At 42.9% G+C, this 26,471-nt stretch carries 16 protein-coding genes, 3 tRNA genes, 4 rRNA genes, 1 other RNA gene and 1 other annotated feature (1 of these 25 only partly in view); of the genes, 3 read left to right on the forward strand and 21 right to left on the reverse strand.

All coding sequences use genetic code 11. From position 1 onward, the window contains the following. The 8 genes from NSQ61_RS15695 to tadA all read right to left on the reverse strand — a co-directional run. Window positions 1-1,512: ribosomal RNA gene (locus tag NSQ61_RS15695) — 16S ribosomal RNA — on the reverse strand; it reaches 42 nt to the left of the window's first position. Between the two features lie 218 nt (window positions 1,513-1,730). Continuing rightward, window positions 1,731-1,997 (reverse strand): pro-sigmaK processing inhibitor BofA family protein, encoded by a 267-nt coding sequence (locus NSQ61_RS15700; RefSeq protein WP_063388674.1) that lies wholly within the window; start codon window positions 1,995-1,997, stop codon window positions 1,731-1,733. 115 nt (window positions 1,998-2,112) lie between these two features. Further along, window positions 2,113-2,328, reverse strand: a complete 216-nt coding sequence (locus NSQ61_RS15705; RefSeq protein WP_063388673.1) for a YaaL family protein — start codon at window positions 2,326-2,328, stop codon at window positions 2,113-2,115. 22 nt (window positions 2,329-2,350) lie between these two features. After that, on the reverse strand, window positions 2,351-2,947 hold the full coding sequence (gene recR, locus NSQ61_RS15710; RefSeq protein ID WP_063388672.1) for a recombination mediator RecR: 597 nt from the start codon (window positions 2,945-2,947) through the stop codon (window positions 2,351-2,353). A gap of 13 nt (window positions 2,948-2,960) precedes the next feature. Next, window positions 2,961-3,284 carry a YbaB/EbfC family nucleoid-associated protein gene (locus tag NSQ61_RS15715; protein ID WP_375338795.1) on the reverse strand — a complete coding sequence of 108 codons (324 nt, stop codon included), beginning with the start codon at window positions 3,282-3,284 and terminating at the stop codon, window positions 2,961-2,963. 30 nt (window positions 3,285-3,314) lie between these two features. Continuing rightward, entirely contained in the window at window positions 3,315-4,997 is a 1,683-nt protein-coding gene (gene dnaX, locus NSQ61_RS15720) for a DNA polymerase III subunit gamma/tau (protein ID WP_063388671.1), read from the reverse strand. A gap of 565 nt (window positions 4,998-5,562) precedes the next feature. Further along, window positions 5,563-5,827: signal recognition particle sRNA large type (ffs, locus tag NSQ61_RS15725), an RNA gene on the reverse strand. 100 nt (window positions 5,828-5,927) lie between these two features. Then, complete coding sequence (tadA, locus tag NSQ61_RS15730) at window positions 5,928-6,416, reverse strand: tRNA adenosine(34) deaminase TadA (RefSeq protein WP_063388670.1); 489 nt, start codon at window positions 6,414-6,416, stop codon at window positions 5,928-5,930. Window positions 6,417-6,548: 132 nt separating this feature from the next. Here tadA and NSQ61_RS15735 point away from each other — a divergent pair, with 132 nt between their 5' ends. Continuing rightward, entirely contained in the window at window positions 6,549-7,835 is a 1,287-nt protein-coding gene (locus NSQ61_RS15735) for a glycoside hydrolase family 18 protein (protein WP_339198196.1), read from the forward strand. 245 nt (window positions 7,836-8,080) lie between these two features. Here NSQ61_RS15735 and NSQ61_RS15740 read toward each other — a convergent pair. Continuing rightward, window positions 8,081-8,173: transfer RNA gene (locus NSQ61_RS15740), tRNA-Ser, on the reverse strand. A gap of 393 nt (window positions 8,174-8,566) precedes the next feature. On the opposite strand from NSQ61_RS15740, the gene lhgO reads away from it, so the two are divergent. Beyond that, window positions 8,567-9,763, forward strand: a complete 1,197-nt coding sequence (lhgO, locus tag NSQ61_RS15745; protein ID WP_063388669.1) for an L-2-hydroxyglutarate oxidase — start codon at window positions 8,567-8,569, stop codon at window positions 9,761-9,763. Between the two features lie 74 nt (window positions 9,764-9,837). Here lhgO and serS read toward each other — a convergent pair whose 3' ends face one another. The 5 genes from serS to guaB all read right to left on the reverse strand — a co-directional run bounded on the left by serS (window position 9,838) and on the right by guaB (window position 16,045). Next, window positions 9,838-11,118, reverse strand: a complete 1,281-nt coding sequence (serS, locus tag NSQ61_RS15750; protein WP_066251706.1) for a serine--tRNA ligase — start codon at window positions 11,116-11,118, stop codon at window positions 9,838-9,840. 48 nt (window positions 11,119-11,166) lie between these two features. Next, window positions 11,167-11,383 (reverse strand) — a binding site (T-box leader). Window positions 11,384-11,433: 50 nt separating this feature from the next. Continuing rightward, window positions 11,434-12,021: a pyridoxal 5'-phosphate synthase glutaminase subunit PdxT gene (gene pdxT / locus NSQ61_RS15755; RefSeq protein ID WP_066251693.1), complete on the reverse strand. Its 588-nt coding sequence runs from the start codon at window positions 12,019-12,021 to the stop codon at window positions 11,434-11,436. Window positions 12,022-12,034: 13 nt separating this feature from the next. Beyond that, on the reverse strand, window positions 12,035-12,919 hold the full coding sequence (gene pdxS, locus NSQ61_RS15760) for a pyridoxal 5'-phosphate synthase lyase subunit PdxS (protein ID WP_063388667.1): 885 nt from the start codon (window positions 12,917-12,919) through the stop codon (window positions 12,035-12,037). A 141-nt stretch (window positions 12,920-13,060) separates the two neighbouring features. Continuing rightward, complete coding sequence (locus NSQ61_RS15765; protein WP_133309183.1) at window positions 13,061-14,419, reverse strand: serine hydrolase; 1,359 nt, start codon at window positions 14,417-14,419, stop codon at window positions 13,061-13,063. Window positions 14,420-14,578: 159 nt separating this feature from the next. Continuing rightward, window positions 14,579-16,045: an IMP dehydrogenase gene (gene guaB / locus NSQ61_RS15770; protein WP_063388665.1), complete on the reverse strand. Its 1,467-nt coding sequence runs from the start codon at window positions 16,043-16,045 to the stop codon at window positions 14,579-14,581. Window positions 16,046-16,163: 118 nt separating this feature from the next. Between guaB and NSQ61_RS15775 the strand changes: the two genes are divergently transcribed. Next, window positions 16,164-17,111, forward strand: coding sequence for a YaaC family protein (locus NSQ61_RS15775; protein WP_063388664.1), 948 nt, complete (start codon window positions 16,164-16,166; stop codon window positions 17,109-17,111). A gap of 87 nt (window positions 17,112-17,198) precedes the next feature. On the opposite strand, the gene rrf is transcribed toward NSQ61_RS15775, so the two are convergent. From rrf to gyrA, 7 genes are all read right to left on the reverse strand, one after another. Continuing rightward, window positions 17,199-17,314 (reverse strand): 5S ribosomal RNA (gene rrf / locus NSQ61_RS15780). A gap of 138 nt (window positions 17,315-17,452) precedes the next feature. Continuing rightward, window positions 17,453-20,384, reverse strand: a 23S ribosomal RNA gene (locus tag NSQ61_RS15785). A 177-nt stretch (window positions 20,385-20,561) separates the two neighbouring features. Further along, window positions 20,562-20,637, reverse strand: a tRNA-Ala gene (locus NSQ61_RS15790). 16 nt (window positions 20,638-20,653) lie between these two features. Then, a tRNA-Ile gene (locus tag NSQ61_RS15795) sits at window positions 20,654-20,730 on the reverse strand. A gap of 137 nt (window positions 20,731-20,867) precedes the next feature. Then, a 16S ribosomal RNA gene (locus NSQ61_RS15800) occupies window positions 20,868-22,421 on the reverse strand. Together the 16S, 23S and 5S rRNA genes with 2 tRNA genes alongside form the textbook arrangement of a ribosomal RNA operon. Window positions 22,422-22,631: 210 nt before the next feature. Further along, entirely contained in the window at window positions 22,632-23,732 is a 1,101-nt protein-coding gene (locus NSQ61_RS15805; protein ID WP_340807511.1) for an HD-GYP domain-containing protein, read from the reverse strand. Window positions 23,733-23,969: 237 nt separating this feature from the next. Continuing rightward, window positions 23,970-26,426, reverse strand: coding sequence for a DNA gyrase subunit A (gyrA, locus tag NSQ61_RS15810; protein ID WP_066251621.1), 2,457 nt, complete (start codon window positions 26,424-26,426; stop codon window positions 23,970-23,972). Window positions 26,427-26,471 lie beyond the last annotated feature (45 nt).

A 26,471-nucleotide genomic window follows, 5' to 3' on the forward strand; every position in this document is an offset into this window, starting at 1 on the left:
TTACGACTTCACCCCAATCATTTGTCCCACCTTCGGCGGCTGGCTCCCGTAAGGGTTACCCCACCGACTTCGGGTGTTACAAACTCTCGTGGTGTGACGGGCGGTGTGTACAAGACCCGGGAACGTATTCACCGCGGCATGCTGATCCGCGATTACTAGCGATTCCGGCTTCATGCAGGCGAGTTGCAGCCTGCAATCCGAACTGAGAGTGGTTTTTTGGGATTCGCTCCACCTCGCGGTTTCGCTGCCCTTTGTACCACCCATTGTAGCACGTGTGTAGCCCAGGTCATAAGGGGCATGATGATTTGACGTCATCCCCACCTTCCTCCGACTTTTAGCCGGCAGTCACCTTAGAGTGCCCAACTGAATGCTGGCAACTAAGGTCAAGGGTTGCGCTCGTTGCGGGACTTAACCCAACATCTCACGACACGAGCTGACGACAACCATGCACCACCTGTCACCCTGTCCCCGAAAGGGGAACGCCCTATCTCTAGGGTTGTCAGGGGATGTCAAGACCTGGTAAGGTTCTTCGCGTTGCTTCGAATTAAACCACATGCTCCACCGCTTGTGCGGGTCCCCGTCAATTCCTTTGAGTTTCAGCCTTGCGGCCGTACTCCCCAGGCGGAGTGCTTAATGCGTTTGCTGCAGCACTAAAGGGTGGATACCCTCTAACACTTAGCACTCATCGTTTACGGCGTGGACTACCAGGGTATCTAATCCTGTTCGCTCCCCACGCTTTCGCGCCTCAGCGTCAGTTACAGGCCAGAGAGCCGCCTTCGCCACTGGTGTTCCTCCACATCTCTACGCATTTCACCGCTACACGTGGAATTCCGCTCCCCTCTCCTGCACTCAAGTTCCCCAGTTTCCAATGGCCGCTCGCGGTTGAGCCGCGAGATTTCACATCAGACTTAAGGAACCGCCTGCGCGCGCTTTACGCCCAATAATTCCGGACAACGCTTGCCACCTACGTATTACCGCGGCTGCTGGCACGTAGTTAGCCGTGGCTTCCTCGTCAGGTACCGTCAAGGTACCGCCCTGTTCGAACGGTACTTGTTCTTCCCTGACAACAGAGCTTTACGATCCGAAGACCTTCTTCGCTCACGCGGCGTTGCTCCGTCAGACTTTCGTCCATTGCGGAAGATTCCCTACTGCTGCCTCCCGTAGGAGTCTGGGCCGTGTCTCAGTCCCAGTGTGGCCGGTCACCCTCTCAGGTCGGCTACGCATCGTCGCCTTGGTGAGCCGTTACCTCACCAACTAGCTAATGCGCCGCGGGCCCATCCTGCAGTGACAGCTAAAAGCCGCCTTTCAACCGAAAACCATGCGGTTTTCGGTGTTATCCGGTATTAGCTCCGGTTTCCCGAAGTTATCCCAGTCTGCAGGGCAGGTTGCCCACGTGTTACTCACCCGTCCGCCGCTAACCTAAAGGAGCAAGCTCCCTTCGGTCCGCTCGACTTGCATGTATTAGGCACGCCGCCAGCGTTCGTCCTGAGCCAGGATCAAACTCTCCAAAAAAAGTTTGTCACCAAATGCTCTTTTAGAATCAACAGGCACGCTTTTCGTTTTGTTCAGTTTTCAAGGATCAATCAGGATTTCTATTTTATCAATCAAAAATTCATTTGTCAATGTTTTTTTATTTTGTATCTTAGCGACGAATATCATTTTACCATGATTGTTTATAATGTCAACACTTTTTTTGAAAATAAAAACACCCGCCTGTATACAGGTGTTTTTCAAGGGATAATCACCATTTTAATAATTACTAAAGCAGCTAATCCGGGGAGCCCCAATAAACCAGCAATAGATGATGTAACAATATTAATGGGCACGTGCAGACCGAAACTCGTCCCAAAAGAATTAACAAAAAAAAGTAGCAAGGCCCCGATCACAATTTTTATAAAAATACTCCCTATCCATTTCACCGGTTTCAAAGAAGCACCGGCAAGAAGCAGAAGGAATAAAAGCCCTAAAATGCAAATGATCATAATATAAGGCTCCATTATATAAAACCCACCTTCCTGTTTATTTCGGCTTTACTTTAACAATATGAAAGATTTCATATTGTTTAGAACTAAGAAAACAACAAACAGGAATGTGGCTGCTTCCTTCTACCTACTATTCCATCTTGATATTTCTCTTTTTGGCTTCTTTTAAAAGAAATAAATATTTTGCTTCTGCTAATTTTAAACTGCTAAGCACCTCAGGTGAAGGATCAAAGCTTTTTTCCACTAAACGCTTTTGATACTCCCAATGTTCCTTCAGCTCAATTAAATCTTGAAGAAGCAGCTGATCGAATTCTCTTCTCAACCATTGCTTTCGCCGAATAAACATGTCTGGCAAACTCCTTTTCTCTTCAAATCTCTCGTCTTCCCTCAAGCGCTTTTGAAAGTGTGACTTCGTCCGCGTATTCTAAATCACCGCCAACAGGCAGCCCATGAGCAATTCTTGTGATTTTTATGCCTGTAGGCTTTAAAAGGCGAGAGATATACATTGCTGTCGCTTCTCCCTCAATGTTCGGATTTGTTGCTAAAATTACTTCTTGAATTTCATCATTTTGCAGACGTTTTAGCAAATCAGGGATATTAATATCTTCAGGACCAATCCCGTCCATTGGCGAAATGGCGCCATGCAGAACATGATATAGACCGTTATATTCTTTCATTTTTTCCATTGCAATGACGTCTTTCGGGTCTTGAACCACACATATTATGCTTCTGTCGCGGCGCTCATCTTTGCAAAGATAACATGGATCTTCATCTGTAATATGACCGCAAATCGAGCAATATGATAAATTTCGTTTTGCATTGACAAGCGCTTTCGCGAAATCCAATACTGTTTCTTCCTTCATATTTAAAACAAAAAAGGCCAGACGAACGGCCGTTTTCGGACCAATTCCTGGCAGCTTCATAAAGCTATCAATAAGTTTTGATATCGGTTCTGGATATTGCATCGAATAGATCCTCCTAGAACAACCCAGGCAAATTCATACCTTTAGTAAATCTTCCCATCGTTTCGCTTGTTAACTCATCCACTTTGCGAAGAGCATCGTTTGTTGCTGCCAATACCAAATCTTGAAGCATTTCAATATCTTCAGGATCTACAACATCTTCATTGATTTTCACTTCTAAAATTTCCTTATGTCCGTTTGCAACAACCGTGACCATACCGCCGCCAGCAGTTCCCTCCACTTTTTTTTCAGCAAGCTCCTCCTGAGCCTTTTGCATCTCCTTTTGCATTTTTTGCATTTGCTTCATCATTTTTTGCATGTTTCCCATACCGCCACGCATCATCATATTATCTCCTCCATAAGCATTTATTTACTCTTTTATTTCAATCAGATCCGTGCCAACTAATTTTTTTGCTTCGGCAATAAGCGGATCTTCGTCTTCATGCTCCTGTTGATGTGCATCGTCTGATCGTTGATTGCGCAAATAATCCTCCCTTATTTTACCCCATTCTTTCTCCGGAACGCCAATCATCTCCATTTGACGTCCAATGAGTCCTTGTAAAATCGTTTGGAGGTTTGTTAATACATGATTTTGATTTTCCGCCACCATTTTACAATGGATTTCATATTTAAATTTTAGCACAAAAGCATATTCGCAAGCAGCAACTGGTTCACTTTCATTTAAAAGGGCTGCATGCGACACTTTATTTTGCTGCTTTAGCGTTGTTAACAGATCTCCCCATCGGCTTTTCACTAAATCCAAATCTTTTCGAGTAGCATTTCTCAAAATATCATAAATGCGGTCAACAGGCGTTTTATAACCGCTTTGAATTGTTTTTTGTACTTTTGCTTCTTGTTTAACTGGCGACTGTTCTTGAACTCCATGCTGAACTAATGAAGATATTGTGCGTTCAAGTTCCTGTATTCGATTAAGAAGTTCTTCATAATGAACTGAAGGCGGCTGCACACGCTCAGTTTGACATAATTTCACAATCGCTACTTCTACAAAAATACGGGGATGATTCGTCCATTTCATCTCCTGCTGGCTTTGGTTCAAAACTTCAATCGTCTCATAAATTTGTTCAATAGGAATTTGTTCGCACAATGAAACGAACGCATCGTCTATTGCGACTCGTTCCATTACTTCCTCTAAGTTTGGAGCCGATTTATATAATAACATGTCGCGATAGTAATAAATGAGATCTTCAATTAATTTTAAAGGATCTTTCCCTTGATCCAACCATTCGTGGATAGTTTTTAAAGCTTCCGTAACATTGTTCTCAAAAATAAATCGGACCAAATTTGCGAGCATCTTATGAGAAACCGATCCAGTTATAAATAATACATCCTCCAATGTGACTTTATCATCGCTAAAAGAGATGGCTTGGTCCAACAGACTCAGTGCATCTCGCATCCCACCATCAGCCGAGCTCGCAATAACCTTTAACGCTTCCTCTTCAACCTTGATCGATTGATTTTCCACAATTTCCTTCATGCGACGTACGATGGATTGAACAGAAATACGCCGGAAATCAAAGCGTTGACATCTCGAAATAATGGTAAGCGGAATTTTATGAGGTTCAGTTGTAGCCAAAATAAAAATCACATGTTTTGGAGGTTCTTCAAGCGTTTTTAATAAAGCATTAAATGCTCCGATTGAAAGCATATGAACTTCATCAATAATATATACTTTATATTTGACCGCCGCAGGTGCAAATTTGACTTTATCGCGAATATCGCGAATTTCATCTACTCCATTATTAGAAGCTGCATCAATTTCAATAACGTCCGAAATCGATCCTTCCGTGATTCCTTTACATGCAGGACACTCATTACAAGGCTCTGCAATTGGTGCTTGTTGGCAGTTGACCGCTTTCGCAAATATTTTTGCAGCGCTTGTTTTACCTGTTCCTCTAGGACCTGTGAAAAGATAAGCATGCGAAAATTTATTTTGTAAAAGGGCATTTTGCAATGTTTTCGTGACGTGTTCTTGTCCCACGACATCACGAAACTGCTGTGGCCTCCATGCTCGGTATAAAGCCTGATAACTCAAGTAACGCCCTCCCCTTTATACAGTAATCTTTCATTTATTATACCTGATTGTTTAAACGAATGTAAGTTTTCCATAAGAAGGATAAAAAACTTATGAAAAAAATAAAACCGATCTCTGTAAAAGCGTCTCCAGTTAAATAGACAGCACATGTAGACAGCCTGAGACCGATATTCATTAGGACTTTAAGCTGTTTCTCTTTTGAAGCCGTTGATAGTTATATTGCATAATGCATCCTTCATCTATTCGGACGTGCGGAAAAAGTATGGATGAGACTTGAAATGGGACGGCGTATTCTGTATGGTTTTAGCCGCTAAGGACACTTTTGTTTCAAGATCTTCTTGGGGAGTTTTAAAGTCTTTCTAATATTTTCTTCATTTCTTTCTGCTTAAAGTGTTTTCCCCATCATGCATCAATCCATATTTTAAACCAATGTCCTCATTACATTTTTTAAGCTTTACATCATACGCTGTTCATATTTCTCTCATCGAAAAAATCCCCTTATAGTTGACAGACTTTTCTTTTTCTGCCTACTATAAGGGGATCTTATTGTTTGATATGATAACTGCCGTGCACCTTCTGTCGATTAGCAACCCTAGGCGTTACTCAAGCAGTTAGCTCAGTTCAGGCAACCCTGCGGCACATGAGAGCTTCCACTTAATGCTGCTTCCTTCCGGACCTGACATGGTTCATGGATTCTCATTGCACAGGACCCAAACGTCAACACCACTTACTTGAGGCAGACCCTAAAATATACTAACCTCGAGAAGGAATTCGGCCTCGCTAGAGCGGATTGCGAGTACAGGGCACCGCTACCTCCCCGCTTAGCACGGCAAAGTTTAAACCGATTTTCACTTTGCGCCGTTTAAGGACGCAAATTTAGTATATATGTTTTTTCGAGAAAATGCAACGCTTCCCAATATGTTAAAAAATTCAATTGTTTTTATTTTTCATTTTCAACCGTTTTTTCTCTTCCCGCAACTTTTGAAAAAAACAGGTTAACATTTCACTGCATTGCTCCTGCTTCACGCCTGAAATTACTTCTGTTTGATGATTGAAACGAGGTTCATTTAATAAATTCATTAACGTTCCTGCACAACCAGCCTTCGGATCGAAAGCGCCGAAAACTACACGTTCAATTCTTGACATTACAATCGCTCCTGCACACATTGGACATGGCTCAAGCGTCACATATAACGTCGAGTTCTCGAGTCTCCACGTTCGAAGCTTCCTGCACGCCTCATCAATTGCCAATATTTCCGCATGAGCGATTGACCTCTGCTCGGTTTCCCTCAAATTATGAGCTTTTGCAACCACTACATCATCTACAACAAGCACAGCACCAATCGGAACCTCGCCAATCTTTTCCGCCTTCTTCGCCTCTTCAATTGCTAAAGTCATATAATATTCGTCTTTAGTCATTTTTTGCTCCTCATCCTATCGATATAATTTCATCTTAAAAAAAGTGCGGGTTCCTTTCAACCTTTTCCAAAAGCATGTTTTCTGCGATAAAAACATAAAATTTACAAACAGTTTTTACAGGAGGTCATGATTTTGCTAATTCATGTTGTTCAATCTGGGCAAACGCTTTATTCCATTGCACAAACATATGGAACATCTATAACAGCCATCGTTGAAGCAAATGAAATTCCTAATCCTGATCAGCTTGTTGTAGGTCAAGCAATTGTTATTCCAATCATCGGACAATTTTACACCGTTCAACGGGGAGACAGCCTTTGGAGCATTTCAAGAAAATTTGGTACGTCTGTATTTGAGCTTGCAGCAGTAAATGGACTGAATATAAATCAATTATTGCCTATTGGCCTTCGATTATATATCCCAGAACGGCCTAAACGGCAAGCAGAATTTAATGTATATTTAGAACCGCTTGGTGCTCAAGTCAGCCAAAATCTCGAAGACAGCGCAAGAGAGACTGCCCCTTATTTAACCTACCTTACCCATTTTAGCTTTCAAGCACAACGTGACGGTTCTTTAAAAGAGCCACCGATTGGGAACTTGCCAACTATTGCTAATGAACAAAATTTAGTGTTTTCAATGGCTGTCACAAATTTGGAGAACAATCAATTTAGTGCAGAGTTAGGGCATATATTGCTGACAGACGATGATGTACAAACTAAATTTTTAAATAATATTATTGCCACAGCAAAAAAATATCAGTTTCGAGATATTCACTTTGATTTTGAATATTTGTTTCCTGCCGACCGGGAAGCCTATAATCAATTTTTGCGAAGGGCGAGAGACAGGATTCACAGTGAAGGGTGGTTCATTTCCTCTGCATTAGCCCCCAAAACAAGCGCAGAGCAAAAAGGACAATGGTACGAGGCCCACGACTATAAAGCACATGGAGAAATTGTGGATTGGGTCGTCATTATGACATATGAATGGGGGTACAGCGGCGGACCGCCAATGGCTGTTTCTCCTATCGGCCCAGTCCGTGATGTACTCGAATATGCCGTTACGGAGATTCCTCCACAGAAAATTATGATGGGACAAAATTTATACGGTTATGACTGGACTCTTCCCTTTGTGCAAGGCGGGCCTTACGCAAAAGCGATAAGTCCGCAGCAGGCGATTCAGCTTGCATCAAAATACAATGCAGAAATCAAATTTGATGAAGAAGCCCAAGCCCCTACTTTTCGATATACGGATGAAAACCAAAAGGTTCATGAAGTTTGGTTTGAAGATGCCCGTTCCATACAAGCCAAATTCGATCTTGTAAAAGAGCTGCATTTGCGAGGTGTTAGCTATTGGAAACTAGGAATTTCGTTTCCGCAAAATTGGCTGTTGATTATCGATAATTTTCAAGTCGTAAAAAAATAAATACTTCTTTATAAACAACTATTGATCAAATGATCTTAAATATGAGGAATTTCTGTTTTGTTTTTCAAAAAAATAAAAGAGGTGCCTAATAAGTTGCTTTTCAGCTTATAGACGCCCCTTTAACGTTTATATCGATGATTTTTGTTTTCCATGAGGATTAGCCATTTTGTTTTAAAAAATAAAAAATTCGTTACAGCCCGTAACGAATTTAGCCAATCTCCAATTTATGCGCACTCGGTAAATAATGGCGGAGGAGGAGGGATTCGAACCCCCGCGCGGTTTGACCCGCCTCTCGGTTTTCAAGACCGACCCCTTCAGCCAGACTTGGGTACTCCTCCATATGACATGGACTAATATAGCACAGTATAAAATGTATGTCAATAAACTCATAAAAGTTATCAAATAATTTTTTTCCTTAAACGCTTCTTTACAAAGAAGCTTATTTTTTTAAATAGAAAAAATTAAAAAATTCGAAAAAATCGATTGTATTTCATTCATCATGTTATAAACTTGAATTGCAAGTTAATTTAAAGCGCTCACAAATGGACACTAGTTTTTTCGGGACATGACAAAGGCATCTTTTCCCCGCAATCGGCTGCTATCTTTGCATTGATTTGCCGCGCTTTTAAAACAGCATGTATAAAAACAACTGAAGCCTAGTGCAAAACGTAAATCCCTTAAAAAATCAGAGTGAGAAGCTTGCGGATGACTAGAGGAGGACGGAGAAAAATATGTATGATTATGTAATTGTCGGTGGAGGAATAGTCGGCTTATCCACTGCATTGGCAATATATGAACAACACCCAAACGCAAAAGTGGCAATAATCGAAAAAGAAAATAAAGTTGCCTCCCATCAAACGGGTCATAACAGCGGGGTGATCCATTCCGGTATATATTACAAGCCCGGGAGCTATAAGGCGCAGCTTGCGAAAAAAGGTAATCAGGCAATGATCATGTTTTGCCAAAAATACGATATCCCTTATGAAGTCTGCGGCAAAGTAATCGTTGCCAGCGATGAACATGAGCGGGAGGAGCTTGAGAAGTTGTTCCAACGCGGATTAAAAAACGGCCTCAATATCCGGAAAATTTCAAAGGAGGAGCTTCATGAATTTGAACCTTATGTGAATGGAATAGAAGCCATTCATGTTCCATCAACAGGTATTGTAAATTTCCGTCTTGTTAGTGAACGGATGGCAGATTTAATCCTCGAAAAGGGCGGGGAGATCTTTTTAAACGAAAAAGTAGAAGTGATTCATGAAAAAAAACAAGAAGTTATCGTTGAAACAGCAAACAAAACCTTTCAAAGCCGATTTTTTATAAATTGTGCAGGACTTAACAGCGATCGTATTGCTAAAATAGCAAATCTGTATACGGATGTGAAAATTGTTCCATTCCGTGGAGAATATTATATGTTAAATCCGCAAAAATCATATTTAGTTAAAAACTTAATCTATCCTGTACCAAATCCTAATTTTCCATTTTTAGGCGTTCACTTTACTAGAATGATTGACGGATCTATAGATATAGGTCCAAATGCTGTTTTAAGCTTGAAAAGAGAAGGGTATAAAAAAAGCGACGCAAATATGAAAGATTTATTTGAAGTATTAACGTTCCCCGGTTTTTGGAAATTAGCAGGTCAATATATGAAAGAAGGACTCGAAGAAATGATTCGATCGATGTCAAAGAAAAAGTTTGTCGAAAATGTTCAAAAACTCATGCCCGATATTACAGAAGAAGATTTGCTGCCTGGACCATCTGGTGTCCGAGCTCAAGCTTTAAGTAAAGACGGGGCTTTAATCGATGATTTTTATATTGTACCAACGAAACGGTCCATTCATGTGCTGAACGCTCCATCTCCTGCAGCGACAGCATCCATTGAAATAGGAAGAACAATTGCCAAACAAATGATACAACGGCAGCCTATATAAAATACATTTGTACATAAAAGGGGGATATGGAAGAACCCCTCCTACCCCCTTTCATTTTTTCTATTCAGTAAGAATTACTTTTTACTAATTACTGTTTTATTTCCCATATATGGACGCAGCACTTCCGGAATGACGACAGATCCGTCTTCTTGCTGGTAATTTTCCAAAATGGCTGCTACTGTACGACCTATTGCAAGCCCAGAACCATTTAACGTATGCACATGCTCAGGCTTTGCTTTCGGATCCCGTCGGAACCGTATATTCGCCCGGCGAGCCTGAAACGCTTCAAAGTTGCTGCAAGAAGAAATTTCACGATATGTTTGATAGCTTGGAAGCCATACTTCAAGATCATATTTTTTTGCTGCCGTAAAGCCTAAATCAGCTGTACACATGCTCATAACTCGATATGGAAGTCCTAACAGCTTCAATACGTTTTCAGCATGACTTGTTAATTTTTCTAATTCCTCATAAGAATCTTCAGGCTTTACAATTTTCACAAGCTCCACTTTGTTAAATTGATGCTGGCGAATAAGGCCGCGCGTATCTCTTCCGGCCGCCCCTGCCTCAGAACGGAAGCAAGCGCTGTACGCTACATAATTGATTGGAAGCTGCTTCTCCTGTAAAATTTCATCACGGTGCAAATTTGTGACAGGAACTTCCGCTGTTGGTATTAAGAAATAATCCTCACCTTGAATTTTAAAAGCGTCTCCCTCAAACTTCGGAAGCTGTCCTGTTCCGATCATGCTTGTACGGTTCACTATATACGGAGGCAAAACTTCCTCATAGCCATGTTCTTCAACATGCAAATCTATCATAAAACTGATAAGCGCCCTTTCTAATCTTGCGCCCAAACCTTTATAAAATACAAAGCGGCTGCCGGTCACCTTGCCGGCTCTTTCAAAATCGAGAATTCCTAATTGGTCGGCAATTTCCCAATGAGGTTTTGGTTCAAAACTAAAGGTCGGGATTTCTCCCCATTTGCGGACTTCTACATTATCTTCCTCTGAATCGCCGACTGGAACGCTCTCATGCGGAATGTTTGGAATCGACAAAATCAAGGTTTCAAGCTTTTCTTCAATCTCTTTTAATTCCTCATCAAGTGTTTTGATGCGTTCTCCTACTTGACGCATTTCTTGAATTAAATGATCTGTGTCTTTCTTTTCTCTTTTTAATTCGGCGATTTTAGAAGATACTTCATTTCTTTTGCTTTTTAATTCTTCCGTCGTAACAATTAGTTCACGACGCTTTTTATCCAAGTCAACAAATTGATCAAAATCAGTTAAATCCTCTCCACGGTGTTCAAGCTTCTTTTTTATTTCTTCAAAATTTGACCGTAAAAATTTCATATCAAGCATCATGGACACTCCTTTCGCTTTTATATTCAAAATAAAAACTCCCGTCCAAAAAGGGACGAGAGTATACCCGCGTTGCCACCCTGCTTGAAGGCATCAGCCTTCCACTTACAAAGGTAACGGTTTTTGCCGTAAATGCTTACTAACAAAAACTTGCATTCAGCATTTCACTCAAGGACGGATTCACAAGCGTTTTTCACTGGTTTCCACCAACCACCAGCTCTCTTAAGAAAAACAACTTGCTACTAGTTCCTCTCATTGCTTTAGATCTATTTATATTCATAAATTTACTATAAGTTTAGGGTTTGTTCAACTTTTTTATGCATGAACTTTCTCGTTTGATTCCTTCACCATATTTAAAAAATATTGCACAAATCGATGATCATCCGTCAATTCCGGATGGAATGAACATCCAAGAATGTGGCCTTGTCGAACAGCAACAATTCGATCCTCATGTTTTGCTAAAATTTCAACATTTTCTCCTGCTTCTACAATATGCGGAGCGCGAATAAACACACCTATAAAATCGTCCCCAACTCCTGCAATGGTTAATTCCGCTTCAAAACTTTCACGCTGGCGGCCGAAAGAATTCCGTTCAACGACCACATCCAATACACCAAGGTGCGGCTCATCTTGTCCAACAATTTGCTTCGCCAGCAAAATAAGACCAGCACATGTACCGAAAACAGGTTTTCCTCCCTTTATAAATTCTTTCAAAGGGTCCATCAACCCATACTTTTCAATCAATCTTCTCATTGTCGTGCTTTCGCCGCCTGGTAAAATAAGTCCATCGATATTTTGCAATTGTTCGGATTTTTTAATTTTTACGCCTTCTGCACCACAAGCTTCGATTGACTGAATATGCTCCCTCACAGCACCTTGGAGTGCCAAAACTCCTACTTTCATTTTGTATTCTCCTTTACCAACCACGTTCTTGCATACGATGTTCCGGAAGCAATGAAGAAATATCGATCCCTTTCATCGCAGTTCCAAGATCTTTCGATAAATGAGCGATTAATTCATAATCCTCATAGTGTGTGGTCGCTTCCACAATTGCCCGGGCATACTTTCCTGGATTTTCAGATTTAAAAATACCTGAGCCGACAAACACACCATCTGCACCAAGCTGCATCATCAACGCTGCGTCAGCAGGTGTTGCAACGCCGCCAGCAGCAAAATTCACGACAGGGAGTCGTCCTTCCTTTTTAATTTGTAGCAGCACTTCATACGGTGCTCCTAAATTTTTTGCTTCCGTCATTAGCTCATCTTCGCTCATGCCGACAATTTTCCGAACCTGTGCATTCACTTTCCGCATGTGACGAACTGCTTCTACAATGTTGCCAGTTCCCGGTTCGCCCTTCGTTCTGAGCATGGAAGCACCTTCTCCAATTCGGCGAGCTGCTTCTCCTAAATCACGGCAGCCACAAACAAATGGAACCGTAAATTCCCGCTTATTTATATGAAACTCTTCATCAGCCGGTGTCAACACTTCACTTTCATCAATATAATCAACACCGAGCGCTTCTAATACTCGAGCTTCTACAATATGTCCAATACGGCATTTTGCCATTACTGGAATCGTAACCGCGTTCATGACCTCTTCAATAATCGTCGGATCAGCCATGCGGGCAACCCCGCCTGCCGCACGAATGTCAGCAGGAACTCTTTCCAGCGCCATGACGGCAACCGCACCTGCTTCTTCAGCAATTTTGGCCTGTTCTGCATTGACCACATCCATGATGACGCCGCCTTTTTGCATTTCGGCCATTCCCCTTTTTACTCGATCAGTACCTGTAATTGCCATTTCTATAGTTCCTCCTTAATGATACATTCAAATGCATACGTCTATTTTATCCTAATTTTTATAAAATTCCTATCAAATTTCAAGGATTTCTTTTATTTTAAATATAGTAAAAACCCCCAACAAAATGTTAGGAGTTATGCATTAAAACCAGCTTTTTACCATGTTTGCTGCTCCGTTCCATACATCACCAAAAAAACTACCAATGCCTCTCATTGATAATACAAACCAGTTAGCTTTTTCGACTTTTGTTTTTGTCACTACATCAACTTTCGCTTCGGATTCACCTGTTACAAATCCGTAATCCTGGCTGTTCCCTTTATATTCTATGGACATATACCCGACCTTGGCGCCCTTTTTAATTGGTGCAGTCAGCTCTCCGTTCGCAGTTAAAAGCTTTTTATCTAAAACATATTTCGGCTCATACTGGTCTTTTTCCCCACGTTTAATAGGGAGCTTTAAAGAATCTTTTGTTTCTATTTCTACTTTTTTCTCTTTTCCTTTTACAACAGATACAGTTGATTTATTTTTTATTTGATATTGCGCAGGAAATAATTCCTCAATGGAAAAATTGCTGAAAACATAGTCCATTAGTTTTCTAGTTTCACTAAAACGATGTACGTAATTGTTGCTCCCTTTACCTTTCGCATTCATAACAACTGTGATGATTCGCATTCCGTTCCGTTCGGCTGTTCCCGTAAAGCAGGAGCCCGCAAAATCGGTATATCCTGTTTTTAACCCGTCTACACCTTCTGTACCATAAACTAATCCAGGCAGCATCCAGTTCCAGTTTTCCATTTTAATCTCATCATCCGTACCTTCTCGAAAAGCTTTTCTCGTAATTTTGGCCGTTTCTAAAATCTCAGGATACTCCTTTAAAAGATGGTACGCAAGGCTGGCAACGTCTCTCGCAGACATTACATTTTCTTCTTCCTCACCTGTTCCTTCCGGATGCATCCCCATTAAGTCTCTATTGTTTAAACCTGTCGCATTTACAAACTTCGTATGCTTCAAGCCTAGTTCTTTCGCTTTTTCATTCATCATTTTCACAAAATTTGTTTCCGATCCACCGATCACTTCTGCCACTGCAATCGCCGCACCATTTGCAGAATAAATGGCCATTGCTTCATATAACTCTTTTATTGTATAACTTCCATCTTTTCTTAAAGGGACATTGGATAAACTGCGATTTTGGGAAATTTTGTAAACATAATCACTTGGACGATATGTTTGATCCCAAGAAACTTTCTTTTCACGGATCGCTTCCAGCAGCAAGTATTCAGTCATCATTTTTGTCATACTTGCAACTCCAAGAGTTTTATCAATATTTTTTCCGTACACAATTTTCCCTGTAGAGGCTTCAACGGCAATGGCTGCAGAGGCATTGATGCCCAATGGGTCATTTTCTTCAGCATTTATTTTGGGAGACAAAGGGGAAAATGCCGTCATCAATAAAAACGTGATGACGAGAGCCGAGATGAATTTTTTCGTGAAGTGCACCATGATTACCTCCATTTATTTGAAAATATCTATTTTAAAAAATAATTAATAGTTAACACAACAAAATTGATTTTAACATACATCTTATAAAAAAAATAGACAGAGTCTCTACTCTGTCTAAAAGTCGTAATTTTTTAAATAAGACTATTGAACTGTCAGTTGTTAAGAAATGGAATAATTAGGGGCCTCTTTTGTAATTTGAACATCATGCGGATGGCTTTCTCTTAATCCTGCACCAGTCATCCGGATAAATTGTGAATGCTCACGGAGCTCATATAAATTTTTTGCTCCGCAATATCCCATACCTGATCTCACACCGCCGACAAGTTGGTAAATTGTCTCTGCCAACGGTCCTTTATATGGGATGCGGCCTTCAATTCCTTCTGGAACAAATTTTTTGTTGTCTTCTTGGAAATAACGGTCTTTGCTACCTTTTTCCATCGCTGCAACTGAACCCATGCCGCGATATACTTTAAATCGACGCCCTTGGTAAATTTCTGTTTCTCCCGGGCTTTCAGATGTACCTGCAAGCAAACTTCCTAACATGACGGCATGTCCACCTGCAGCCAATGCTTTTACAATATCTCCTGAATATTTTATTCCGCCATCAGCAATGATAGCTACTCCGTGCTTTCTTGCTTCTGTCGCACAATCATATATGGCTGTAATTTGCGGCACCCCAACACCTGCTACCACACGAGTAGTACAAATGGAACCAGGGCCAATTCCAACCTTCACAATGTCTGCCCCAGCTTCTATGAGAGCTCTCGTTCCTTCAGCTGTTGCAACATTTCCTGCAATAATATTTAAATCTGGATAAGCATCACGAATTTTCCTTACTGTTTCTAAAACTCCTTTTGAATGTCCATGCGCCGTATCCACGACAATAACATCCACATTTGCTTCCACTAGTTTTTTAACGCGCAGCATCGTATCAGATGTTACACCTACTGCAGCGCCGACGATCAATCTTCCATGGGCATCTTTAGCTGAATTTGGAAACTCAATTACTTTTTCAATATCTTTAATCGTAATAAGGCCTTTTAATATGCCTTTATCATCTACAATCGGGAGCTTTTCAATTTTATATTTTTGCAAAACTTTTTCAGCTTCTTCCAATGTTGTGCCTACAGGAGCTGTAACTAGATTTTCTTTCGTCATCACTTCAGAAATTTTTGTAGAATAATCTTGTATAAAACGTAAATCTCTGTTTGTAATAATACCTACAAGCTTTTGTTCCTCTGCATTGTTCACAATCGGAACACCAGAAATCCGATATTTGCTCATTAAATGTTCCGCATCATATACTTGATGGTCCGGAGTAAGGAAAAACGGATCTGTAATAACACCGCGCTCAGAACGTTTTACTTTATCTACTTGCTCAGCTTGCTGTTCAATCGACATATTTTTATGGATAATGCCCAATCCTCCTTGGCGCGCCATAGCAATCGCCATTTCTGATTCGGTAACAGTATCCATTCCTGCGCTGATAATTGGAATATTCAATTTTAACGTCTTCGTGAGCTCAACACTTAAGTCCACATCACGCGGCAAAACCTCTGACTTAGCAGGAATTAACAAAACATCATCGAACGTTAAGCCTTCCTTTAAAAATTTTGATTCCCACATTATTAAAACCCCCTAATCACGGCAAAATATTATATGTAGATTAACAATTGCTAAAGATGCTGTCAAGAAATCCACAAAGAATTTAAATTTTTAGAATAGTTGTTATGGAGGGGTCTCATTGTCGATTTGGAATTTTTATTCATCATTTCACTCTGCTCAAACAGTCCAACGGCTGCTTACCAAACATTATCAAAAACTTAACGTGCATGAGCCTGAACAAACATCTTATCAAAACTGCTATACATTTATTTATTTTTTAAAACATGGAGAAAATTATTACAAAATGGCTGATACAGCCCCGATCATGATCAAACCGGTTTTAGCTTTTTACGGCATCAGCCAGCTGATAAAGGCACTGCTTCTGACAGTCGATGCTCATTATCCTTCCTCTTCAGCTGTTTTATCCCATGGGGTATCAACAAGGAAACGAAAAAAACATAATTATAACTTTTTAAAAGATGAAGTTAAGGTGCAAAAAAATGGTTTATATCGCCATGCTGCCCTCAATCTTTTTCAATTAAATCACACGCCTGGAGAAAAATTTTCCATGGATTCCCTTTTGAAAAGAATCCCCGAATTAAGCGATCTATATCAGTTTCATTTACAAATTCCAACGACCATCCCAATTGAGACAAATGACACATTCATCATTGTACATAAAGAAATAGCAAATCGTTACTGTATTACCTCTAAGCGTCTTGCTGAGATTTTACAAAGCCAGCTTCATTGGATGCTTTCAAACGAAGATGTAGATTCACTTTATTTTTCCCATTCAGCCGAATTTCACTATTTATGGAAATCCTCCTATTTATTCAACTTTTATAATAAACAATATTATCTGCCGGCTGCGAAAGAAGATATAAAATTAATGCCGGAAATATTAATCCACTACCTTGTGCTTTATAACTTAAGCATGATTTCCCGATATGAAACCGAATGGCTGTATGATCTTATGTATAACCATCATAGTGATGATTACGTTTTTATTCATCAATTTATGGAAATCACATTAAAAAAAATTCCTTGGTTAACCTTAATGTATTTAAACCATATTTTCAATGGATAAAAGCAGCACAACTACCGTTGGCTGCTTCTTTAACAAAAAATATGATTATATACAAAAAAAGCAGCTGTTTTGCTGCTTTTTGTTTTTGCCTGGCAGCGTCCTACTCTCGCAAGGGACAAACCCTCACTACCATCGGCGCTGAAGAGCTTAACTTCCGTGTTCGGGATGGGAACGGGTGTGACCTCTTCGCCATTGCCACCAAGCAAATTATTGTATTCATTATTCCATTCAGTTCGATGGACAACTAATATTATAACTTTTTGATCGCAGTTGTCAACACTTTTTTGAATATCATTCTTTCAAAACTAGATAACGGTTCCTTCACGAATAGATGCTCCTACTTGGTTAAGTCCTCGATCGATTAGTATCCGTCAGCTCCACGTGTCACCACGCTTCCACCTCGGACCTATCTACCTCGTCATCTTCAAGGGATCTTACTCGCGTTTAGCGATGGGAAATCTCATCTTGAGGGGGGCTTCACGCTTAGATGCTTTCAGCGCTTATCCCTTCCGCACATAGCTACCCAGCGGTGCCCCTGGCGGGACAACTGGTACACCAGCGGTGCGTCCATCCCGGTCCTCTCGTACTAAGGACAGCTCCTCTCAAATTTCCTGCGCCCGCGACGGATAGGGACCGAACTGTCTCACGACGTTCTGAACCCAGCTCGCGTACCGCTTTAATGGGCGAACAGCCCAACCCTTGGGACCGACTACAGCCCCAGGATGCGATGAGCCGACATCGAGGTGCCAAACCTCCCCGTCGATGTGGACTCTTGGGGGAGATCAGCCTGTTATCCCCGGGGTAGCTTTTATCCGTTGAGCGATGGCCCTTCCATGCGGAACCACCGGATCACTAAGCCCGACTTTCGTCCCTGCTCGACTTGTAGGTCTCGCAGTCAAGCTCCCTTCTGCCTTTGCACTCTCCGAATGATTTCCAACCATTCTGAGGGAACCTTTGGGCGCCTCCGTTACCTTTTAGGAGGCGACCGCCCCAGTCAAACTGCCCACCTGACACTGTCTCCCGCCCCGATCAGGGGCGCGGGTTAGAATGTCAGTACAGCCAGGGTAGTATCCCACCGTCGCCTCAGCGCAAGCTGGCGCTCACGCGTCTCTGGCTCCTACCTATCCTGTACAAGCTGTACCCACATTCAATATCAGGCTGCAGTAAAGCTCCACGGGGTCTTTCCGTCCTGTCGCGGGTAACCTGCATCTTCACAGGTACTATAATTTCACCGAGTCTCTCGTTGAGACAGTGCCCAGATCGTTACGCCTTTCGTGCGGGTCGGAACTTACCCGACAAGGAATTTCGCTACCTTAGGACCGTTATAGTTACGGCCGCCGTTTACTGGGGCTTCGGTTCGCACCTTCGCTTTTCGCTAAGCGCTCCCCTTAACCTTCCAGCACCGGGCAGGCGTCAGCCCCTATACTTCACCTTACGGTTTCGCAGAGACCTGTGTTTTTGCTAAACAGTCGCCTGGGCCTTTTCACTGCGGCTCATCATGGCTTATCACCTTGATGAGCACCCCTTCTCCCGAAGTTACGGGGTCATTTTGCCGAGTTCCTTAACGAGAGTTCTCTCGCTCACCTTAGGATTCTCTCCTCGCCTACCTGTGTCGGTTTGCGGTACGGGCACCTCTCACCTCGCTAGAGGCTTTTCTTGGCAGTGTGGAATCGGGAACTTCGGTACTTCCTTTCCCTCGCCATCACAGCTCAGCCTTCCGGCAAGCGGATTTGCCTGCTTGCCAGCCTAACTGCTTGGACGCGCACATCCAGCCGCGCGCTTGCCCTATCCTCCTGCGTCCCCCCATTGCTCAAACGGTGAGGAGGTGGTACAGGAATATCAACCTGTTGTCCATCACCTACGCCTTTCGGCCTCGGCTTAGGTCCCGACTAACCCTGAGCGGACGAGCCTTCCTCAGGAAACCTTAGGCTTTCGGCGGAGGGGATTCTCACCCCTCTTTCGCTACTCATACCGGCATTCTCACTTCTAAGCGCTCCACCGGTCCTTCCGGTCCGGCTTCGATGCCCTTAGAACGCTCTCCTACCGCTGACACCAACGGTGTCAACCCGCAGCTTCGGTGATACGTTTAGCCCCGGTACATTTTCGGCGCAGAGCCACTCGACCAGTGAGCTATTACGCACTCTTTAAATGGTGGCTGCTTCTAAGCCAACATCCTGGTTGTCTAAGCAGCTCCACATCCTTTTCCACTTAACGTATACTTTGGGACCTTAGCTGGCGGTCTGGGCTGTTTCCCTTTTGACCACGGATCTTATCACTCGCAGTCTGACTCCCAAGGATAAGTCATTGGCATTCGGAGTTTGACTGAATTCGGTAACCCGATGGGGGCCCCTCGTCCAATCAGTGCTCTACCTCCAAGACTCTTCCCTTGAGGCTAGCCCTAAAGCTATTTCGGAGAGAACCAGCTATCTCCAAGTTCGATTGGCATTTCACCCCTACCCACACCTCATCCCCGCACTTTTCAACGTGCGTGGGTTCGGGCCTCCAGCAAGTGTTACCTTGCCTTCACCCTGGACATGGGTAGATCACCTGGTTTCGGGTCTGCGACCTCGTACTATTTCGCCCTCTTCAGACTCGCTTTCGCTGCGGCTCCGCCTTTCGGCTTAACCTTGCACGAAATCGCAACTCGCCGGTTCATTCTACAAAAGGCACGCCATCACCCGTTAACGGGCTCTGACTACTTGTAGGCACACGGTTTCAGGTTCTCTTTCACTCCCCTCCCGGGGTGCTTTTCACCTTTCCCTCACGGTACTGGTTCACTATCGGTCACTAGGGAGTATTTAGCCTTGGGAGATGGTCCTCCCTGCTTCCGACGGGATTTCACGTGTCCCGCCGTACTCAGGATCCACTCGGGAGGGAACGGAGTTTCGACTACAGGGTTGTTACCTTCTCTGACGGGCCTTTCCAGACCTCTTCGTCTACCCCGTTCCTTTGTCACTCCTTAATCGAGTGTCCTACAACCCCAAGAGGCACGCCTCTTGGTTTGGGCTGTTCCCGTTTCGCTCGCCGCTACTCAGGGAATCGCTGTTGCTTTCTCTTCCTCCGGGTACTTAGATGTTTCAGTTCCCCGGGTTGCCCTCCATACCCTATGGATTCAGGTATGGATACTGCCCCATTACGGGCAGTGGGTTCCCCCATTCGGACATCTCCGGATCGACGCTTACTTACAGCTCCCCGAAGCATTTCGGTGTTTGTCCCGTCCTTCATCGGCTCCTAGTGCCAAGGCATCCACCGTGCGCCCTTTCTAACTTAACCGTTTCTTCCTAACATGAGCGATCTATTCGTGAATGTCTTTCCGTTATCCAGTTTTCAAAGAACAATGCTTTTTCTTTCAATGAGCTCCCTTGCTGCTTGAGTTGCTTCGAGCCGAACATCCGATCCTTCGAATGGGCTCTCGCATAGGAGCAATGCTTCCAATATTCATCAAACTTATGGTGGAGCCTAGCGGGATCGAACCGCTGACCTCCTGCGTGCAAAGCAGGCGCTCTCCCAGCTGAGCTAAGGCCCCAGGATGGTCTTATTTATGGTGGGCCTGAGTGGACTTGAACCACCGACCTCACGCTTATCAGGCGTGCGCTCTAACCGGCTGAGCTACAGGCCCATCCTGTATATTTTTATTCAGCTTCTATTCGCTGGGAAATCGACTTTGCGAATTCACCAGCAAACGGGGAAGGATGTGATCCTTCAAAACTAAACAAAACGGAAAAGCGCACCCTATTTCAATGTATATATCCTTAGAAAGGAGGTGATCCAGCCGCACCTTCCGATACGGCTACCTTGTTACGACTTCACCCCAATCATTTGTCCCACCTTCGGCGGCTGGCTCCCGTAAGGGTTACCCCACCGACTTCGGGTGTTACAAACTCTCGTGGTGTGACGGGCGGTGTGTACAAGACCCGGGAACGTATTCACCGCGGCATGCTGATCCGCGATTACTAGCGATTCCGGCTTCATGCAGGCGAGTTGCAGCCTGCAATCCGAACTGAGAGTGGTTTTTTGGGATTCGCTCCACCTCGCGGTTTCGCTGCCCTTTGTACCACCCATTGTAGCACGTGTGTAGCCCAGGTCATAAGGGGCATGATGATTTGACGTCATCCCCACCTTCCTCCGACTTTTAGCCGGCAGTCACCTTAGAGTGCCCAACTGAATGCTGGCAACTAAGGTCAAGGGTTGCGCTCGTTGCGGGACTTAACCCAACATCTCACGACACGAGCTGACGACAACCATGCACCACCTGTCACCCTGTCCCCGAAAGGGGAACGCCCTATCTCTAGGGTTGTCAGGGGATGTCAAGACCTGGTAAGGTTCTTCGCGTTGCTTCGAATTAAACCACATGCTCCACCGCTTGTGCGGGTCCCCGTCAATTCCTTTGAGTTTCAGCCTTGCGGCCGTACTCCCCAGGCGGAGTGCTTAATGCGTTTGCTGCAGCACTAAAGGGTGGATACCCTCTAACACTTAGCACTCATCGTTTACGGCGTGGACTACCAGGGTATCTAATCCTGTTCGCTCCCCACGCTTTCGCGCCTCAGCGTCAGTTACAGGCCAGAGAGCCGCCTTCGCCACTGGTGTTCCTCCACATCTCTACGCATTTCACCGCTACACGTGGAATTCCGCTCCCCTCTCCTGCACTCAAGTTCCCCAGTTTCCAATGGCCGCTCGCGGTTGAGCCGCGAGATTTCACATCAGACTTAAGGAACCGCCTGCGCGCGCTTTACGCCCAATAATTCCGGACAACGCTTGCCACCTACGTATTACCGCGGCTGCTGGCACGTAGTTAGCCGTGGCTTCCTCGTCAGGTACCGTCAAGGTACCGCCCTGTTCGAACGGTACTTGTTCTTCCCTGACAACAGAGCTTTACGATCCGAAGACCTTCTTCGCTCACGCGGCGTTGCTCCGTCAGACTTTCGTCCATTGCGGAAGATTCCCTACTGCTGCCTCCCGTAGGAGTCTGGGCCGTGTCTCAGTCCCAGTGTGGCCGGTCACCCTCTCAGGTCGGCTACGCATCGTCGCCTTGGTGAGCCGTTACCTCACCAACTAGCTAATGCGCCGCGGGCCCATCCTGCAGTGACAGCTAAAAGCCGCCTTTCAACCGAAAACCATGCGGTTTTCGGTGTTATCCGGTATTAGCTCCGGTTTCCCGAAGTTATCCCAGTCTGCAGGGCAGGTTGCCCACGTGTTACTCACCCGTCCGCCGCTAACCTAAAGGAGCAAGCTCCCTTCGGTCCGCTCGACTTGCATGTATTAGGCACGCCGCCAGCGTTCGTCCTGAGCCAGGATCAAACTCTCCAAAAAAAGTTTGTCACCAAATGCTCTTGTCAGAATCAACAGGCACGCTTTTCGTTTTGTTCAGTTTTCAAAGATCATATATCAAAAACAGCGACTTTTACATTATAAAATCATACTTTATGGTTGTCAACACTTTTTTTATTTTAATTGCTGACTTCAGTGATTATAGCAGTTTCAATCGTTTTTGACAAGCATTATTTTATATCTTCGAAAAAACTAAAAAACCTTTATAATCGACAAATCCTTGCTCTTTTCCAAAGATATAATTTGATCGGAATCTTCTGCTTGTACCATCGGCTTTGTAACCAATTTTTCATTTATAAAAACGATTTTCCCATAAGCTCCATTAGAAAGCTTTACTGTCCGTCCTACCATATCTTTTATAAATATTTTTTTGAAAGCTTGAACAACCGATAAATCAAATTTTCCAAATTGGTCTTTTTCTATTTGATCCAAGACATGAAACGGCGATTGTCCATTGCGATATGGACGAGGAGAAATCATTGCTTGATATGCGTCTGCAAACGAAATGATTTTGGCAAAAGGATGAATTTGAACGCCTTTAATTCCTAAAGGATAACCTGATCCATCAAATCGTTCATGATGCTGCAAGACTGCAACTTTCGCCCCTTCTGTTAAAGCTGGTAAATCTTTTAATAATTTATAGCTGTGAATAGGATGTTCTCTAACCTCGAGGAACTCTTTTTCTGTCAGCGCTTCTTTTTTTGTTAAAATTGCCGGCGTAATTTTTGCCATCCCACAATCACTTAACAGACCTGCAAGAGCAATTTGATTTACTTCACCAGTTAAAAATCCCATTTTTTTTGCAATTAAAGCGCTTAATAAAGAGACAGAAACAGAATGATGGCAAATATAATTTTTTGCATCACATGTTGTATAAGTCTCCATTATTTTGCTTGGTTGATCAAACCCAGCTTTTAATACTGGGAGGAGTAATGTTCTAATTTTATAAATATCTACTGAAGCACCCGACTGCCAAGATAAAAAATACTTTTGGAGCTGTTCTACTGAATGTACAAAAATTTCTTCAAAAGCAGTTTTTGATGAACTTTCCGTTTTTTGAACGTCAGCCTCATCTTTTTGAGGTTGATCAGTGGAAATATCTTCTTTCGCTTCTTTTGCTCCTGTAGTAGTAGAAGTCCGGACTTGAACTTCTTTAATTAAAAATGCACGAAAAAATTCAATATGTTCCTCATTAATAACAGTGCCTTTTTTCGCAATTGGTTTTGGTGACAAAGAATAAACATCTTCTGCTAAGACAAATCCCGGCTTCAATTTTTTGACATGAATCCGCAAATGAACCCCCCTCCTTTAAATAAAAATCAATTGGCACCCATTCATTTAAGAACGTAAACAAACCTCAAAACGAAAAATACTTTTTTTATAGAATATAGATCAGGAAATATTCGTTTGATCTCCATAAATTAACAATACCACAGCTTTGAAAGCTGTGGTAGACCTAAAATTAGTACTTTTTCCTTCCGCTGGCAGAATATGTTTCAACAGATATCACCCTTCAAAAAAGAGCACTTTTTATTCTTCTTCCTGTTGTTCCTCTTGCTCTTCTTTTTCAACGAGCGCAACCGTTGAAACATGTTCATTTTCATCAAGTTTAATAAGCTTTACACCGACTGTATTACGTCCCATTGAAGAAATATCATTGACATCCATGCGAATCAGAACGCCGTTCCCAGTAATGATCATTAAATCTTCGTCACCGCGAACAGCTTTTACAGAAACTACCGATCCATTTTTAGGGGTAATGTTGCATGTTTTTAAACCTTTGCCGCCCCGGGTTTGGATTCGGTACTCGCTTTCGTGCGTACGTTTTCCGTACCCATTTTCAGTTACGACTAATACATCGACACCTGGGTCCAGCACTTCCATGCCGACAACTTCATCATTTTTTTCCAACGTAATTCCCTTTACGCCCGTAGCTGTGCGGCCCATTGACCGGACATCTTGTTCATGAAAACGAATTAACATTCCATTTTTTGTTCCAATTACAATATCTTTTGTACCATCTGTCAAATGTACGGAGATAAGCTCATCCCCTTCGCGTAAGTGCAGCGCAATTAAACCGCTGTTACGTATATTGGAAAATTGAGAAAGCGGTGATCGTTTACATATTCCTTCTTTTGTCGCAAAAAATAAAAACCAATCATCAACAAATCCTGGAACAGGGATGATGGCATTGATCCATTCATCTTGGTCTATTTCCAATAAATTAATGATCGGAAGCCCTTTAGCTGTTCGTCCATATTCAGGGATTTCATATCCTTTTGCTCGATAAACTTTTCCTTTATTTGTAAAAAATAAAATAGTATCGTGTGTACATGTTGTTAAAAGATGCTCAACAAAGTCGTCAGCATTAGTTCCCATTCCTTGAATGCCTCTTCCGCCACGCTTTTGACTGCGGTAAGTAGAAACAGGGAGGCGCTTAATATAGCCTTTATGGGTAAGCGTAATGACAATATTCTCTTTTGGAATCAAATCTTCGTCTTCAAAAGATTCTAAACCAGTTGCGATTATTTCTGTACGGCGTTCATCATTAAAACGCTCTTTTATTTCTTCCAATTCCTCGCGAATAATGTCTAAAACCTTTTCTTCGCTGGCTAATATACCTTTTAACTCTTCAATTAGCTTTATAAGCTCATTATATTCCTCTTCTATTTTTTCTCGTTCAAGGCCTGTCAGGCGCTGAAGCCGCATATCCAAGATGGCCTGTGCTTGCTTTTCCGTTAAGCTGAATTTTTCCATTAATCCTTCGCGGGCAATATCTGTTGTTTTGGAGCTTCGAATCAGGTTAATCACTTCATCGATATGATCTAATGCAATTCTTAACCCTTCCAAAATATGCGCTCGCGCTTCAGCCTTTCTTAATTCAAAAGCAGTACGTCTTCTAATAACGACTTTTTGATGATCTAAATAATGCTCTAAAATTTGTTTTAAATTTAATACTTTCGGTTCTCCGTCTACTAAAGCAAGCATATTAATTCCAAAGCTTGTTTGTAATGCCGTCTGTTTATATAAATTATTCAAAAGCACGTTGACATTTGCATCTCTCCGAACTTCGATGACAATGCGCATACCTTTTCTATCAGATTCATCTCTTAAATCGGAGATACCGTCAATTTTTTTCTCACGGACAAGCTCTGCAATCTTTTCAATAAGTTTTGCTTTATTTACTTGGTACGGAATCTCAGTCACTATAATTGCCTGTTTCCCGTTTTCTCTTTCTTCAATTTCAACCTTTGCCCGGAGCGTGATCGATCCTCGTCCGGTCTCATAAGCTTTTCGAATGCCGCTTTTCCCCATTATTTGTCCTGCCGTCGGAAAGTCCGGTCCAGGAATGATTTCCATTAGCTCTCCAATGGTGATGTCTGGATTTTTACTTAATGCCAGAACACCGTCGATTACTTCGCCGATTTGATGTGGAGGAATGTTGGTCGCCATTCCTACTGCAATTCCGGATGCGCCATTTACGAGCAAGTGCGGGAAACGGGAAGGAAGAACGACAGGCTCCTTTTCCGATCCGTCATAATTATCTTGATAATCAATGGTGTCTTTATTAATGTCACGCAAAAGTTCCATTGAAATTTTTGACATTCTCGCCTCTGTATAACGCATCGCAGCTGCGGCGTCTCCATCAACGGATCCAAAGTTTCCGTGACCATCCACCAGCATATAGCGATAGTTAAAATCTTGGGCCATTCTCACCATCGTCTCGTAAACAGCTGAATCTCCGTGTGGATGGTACTTACCGATCACATCTCCTACAATCCTTGCAGATTTTTTATACGGTTTATCCGGAGTCATGCCAAGGTCATGCATGGCATAAAGAATCCTCCGGTGAACAGGCTTAAGTCCGTCACGGACGTCAGGTAAGGCGCGCGACACGATGACGCTCATCGCATAATCGAGGAAGGATGAACGCATTTCTTGGCTTATATTGACTTCCTGTATTTGCGATTCTTTGTTTTCAGCCATTTTTTATTACCTCCGTAAAAAGCAATTCCCAAACCTCACTTAATG

The sequence above is a fragment of the Aeribacillus sp. FSL K6-1121 genome, assembly GCF_038003725.1.
Lineage (GTDB): Bacteria > Bacillota > Bacilli > Bacillales > Aeribacillaceae > Aeribacillus > Aeribacillus composti.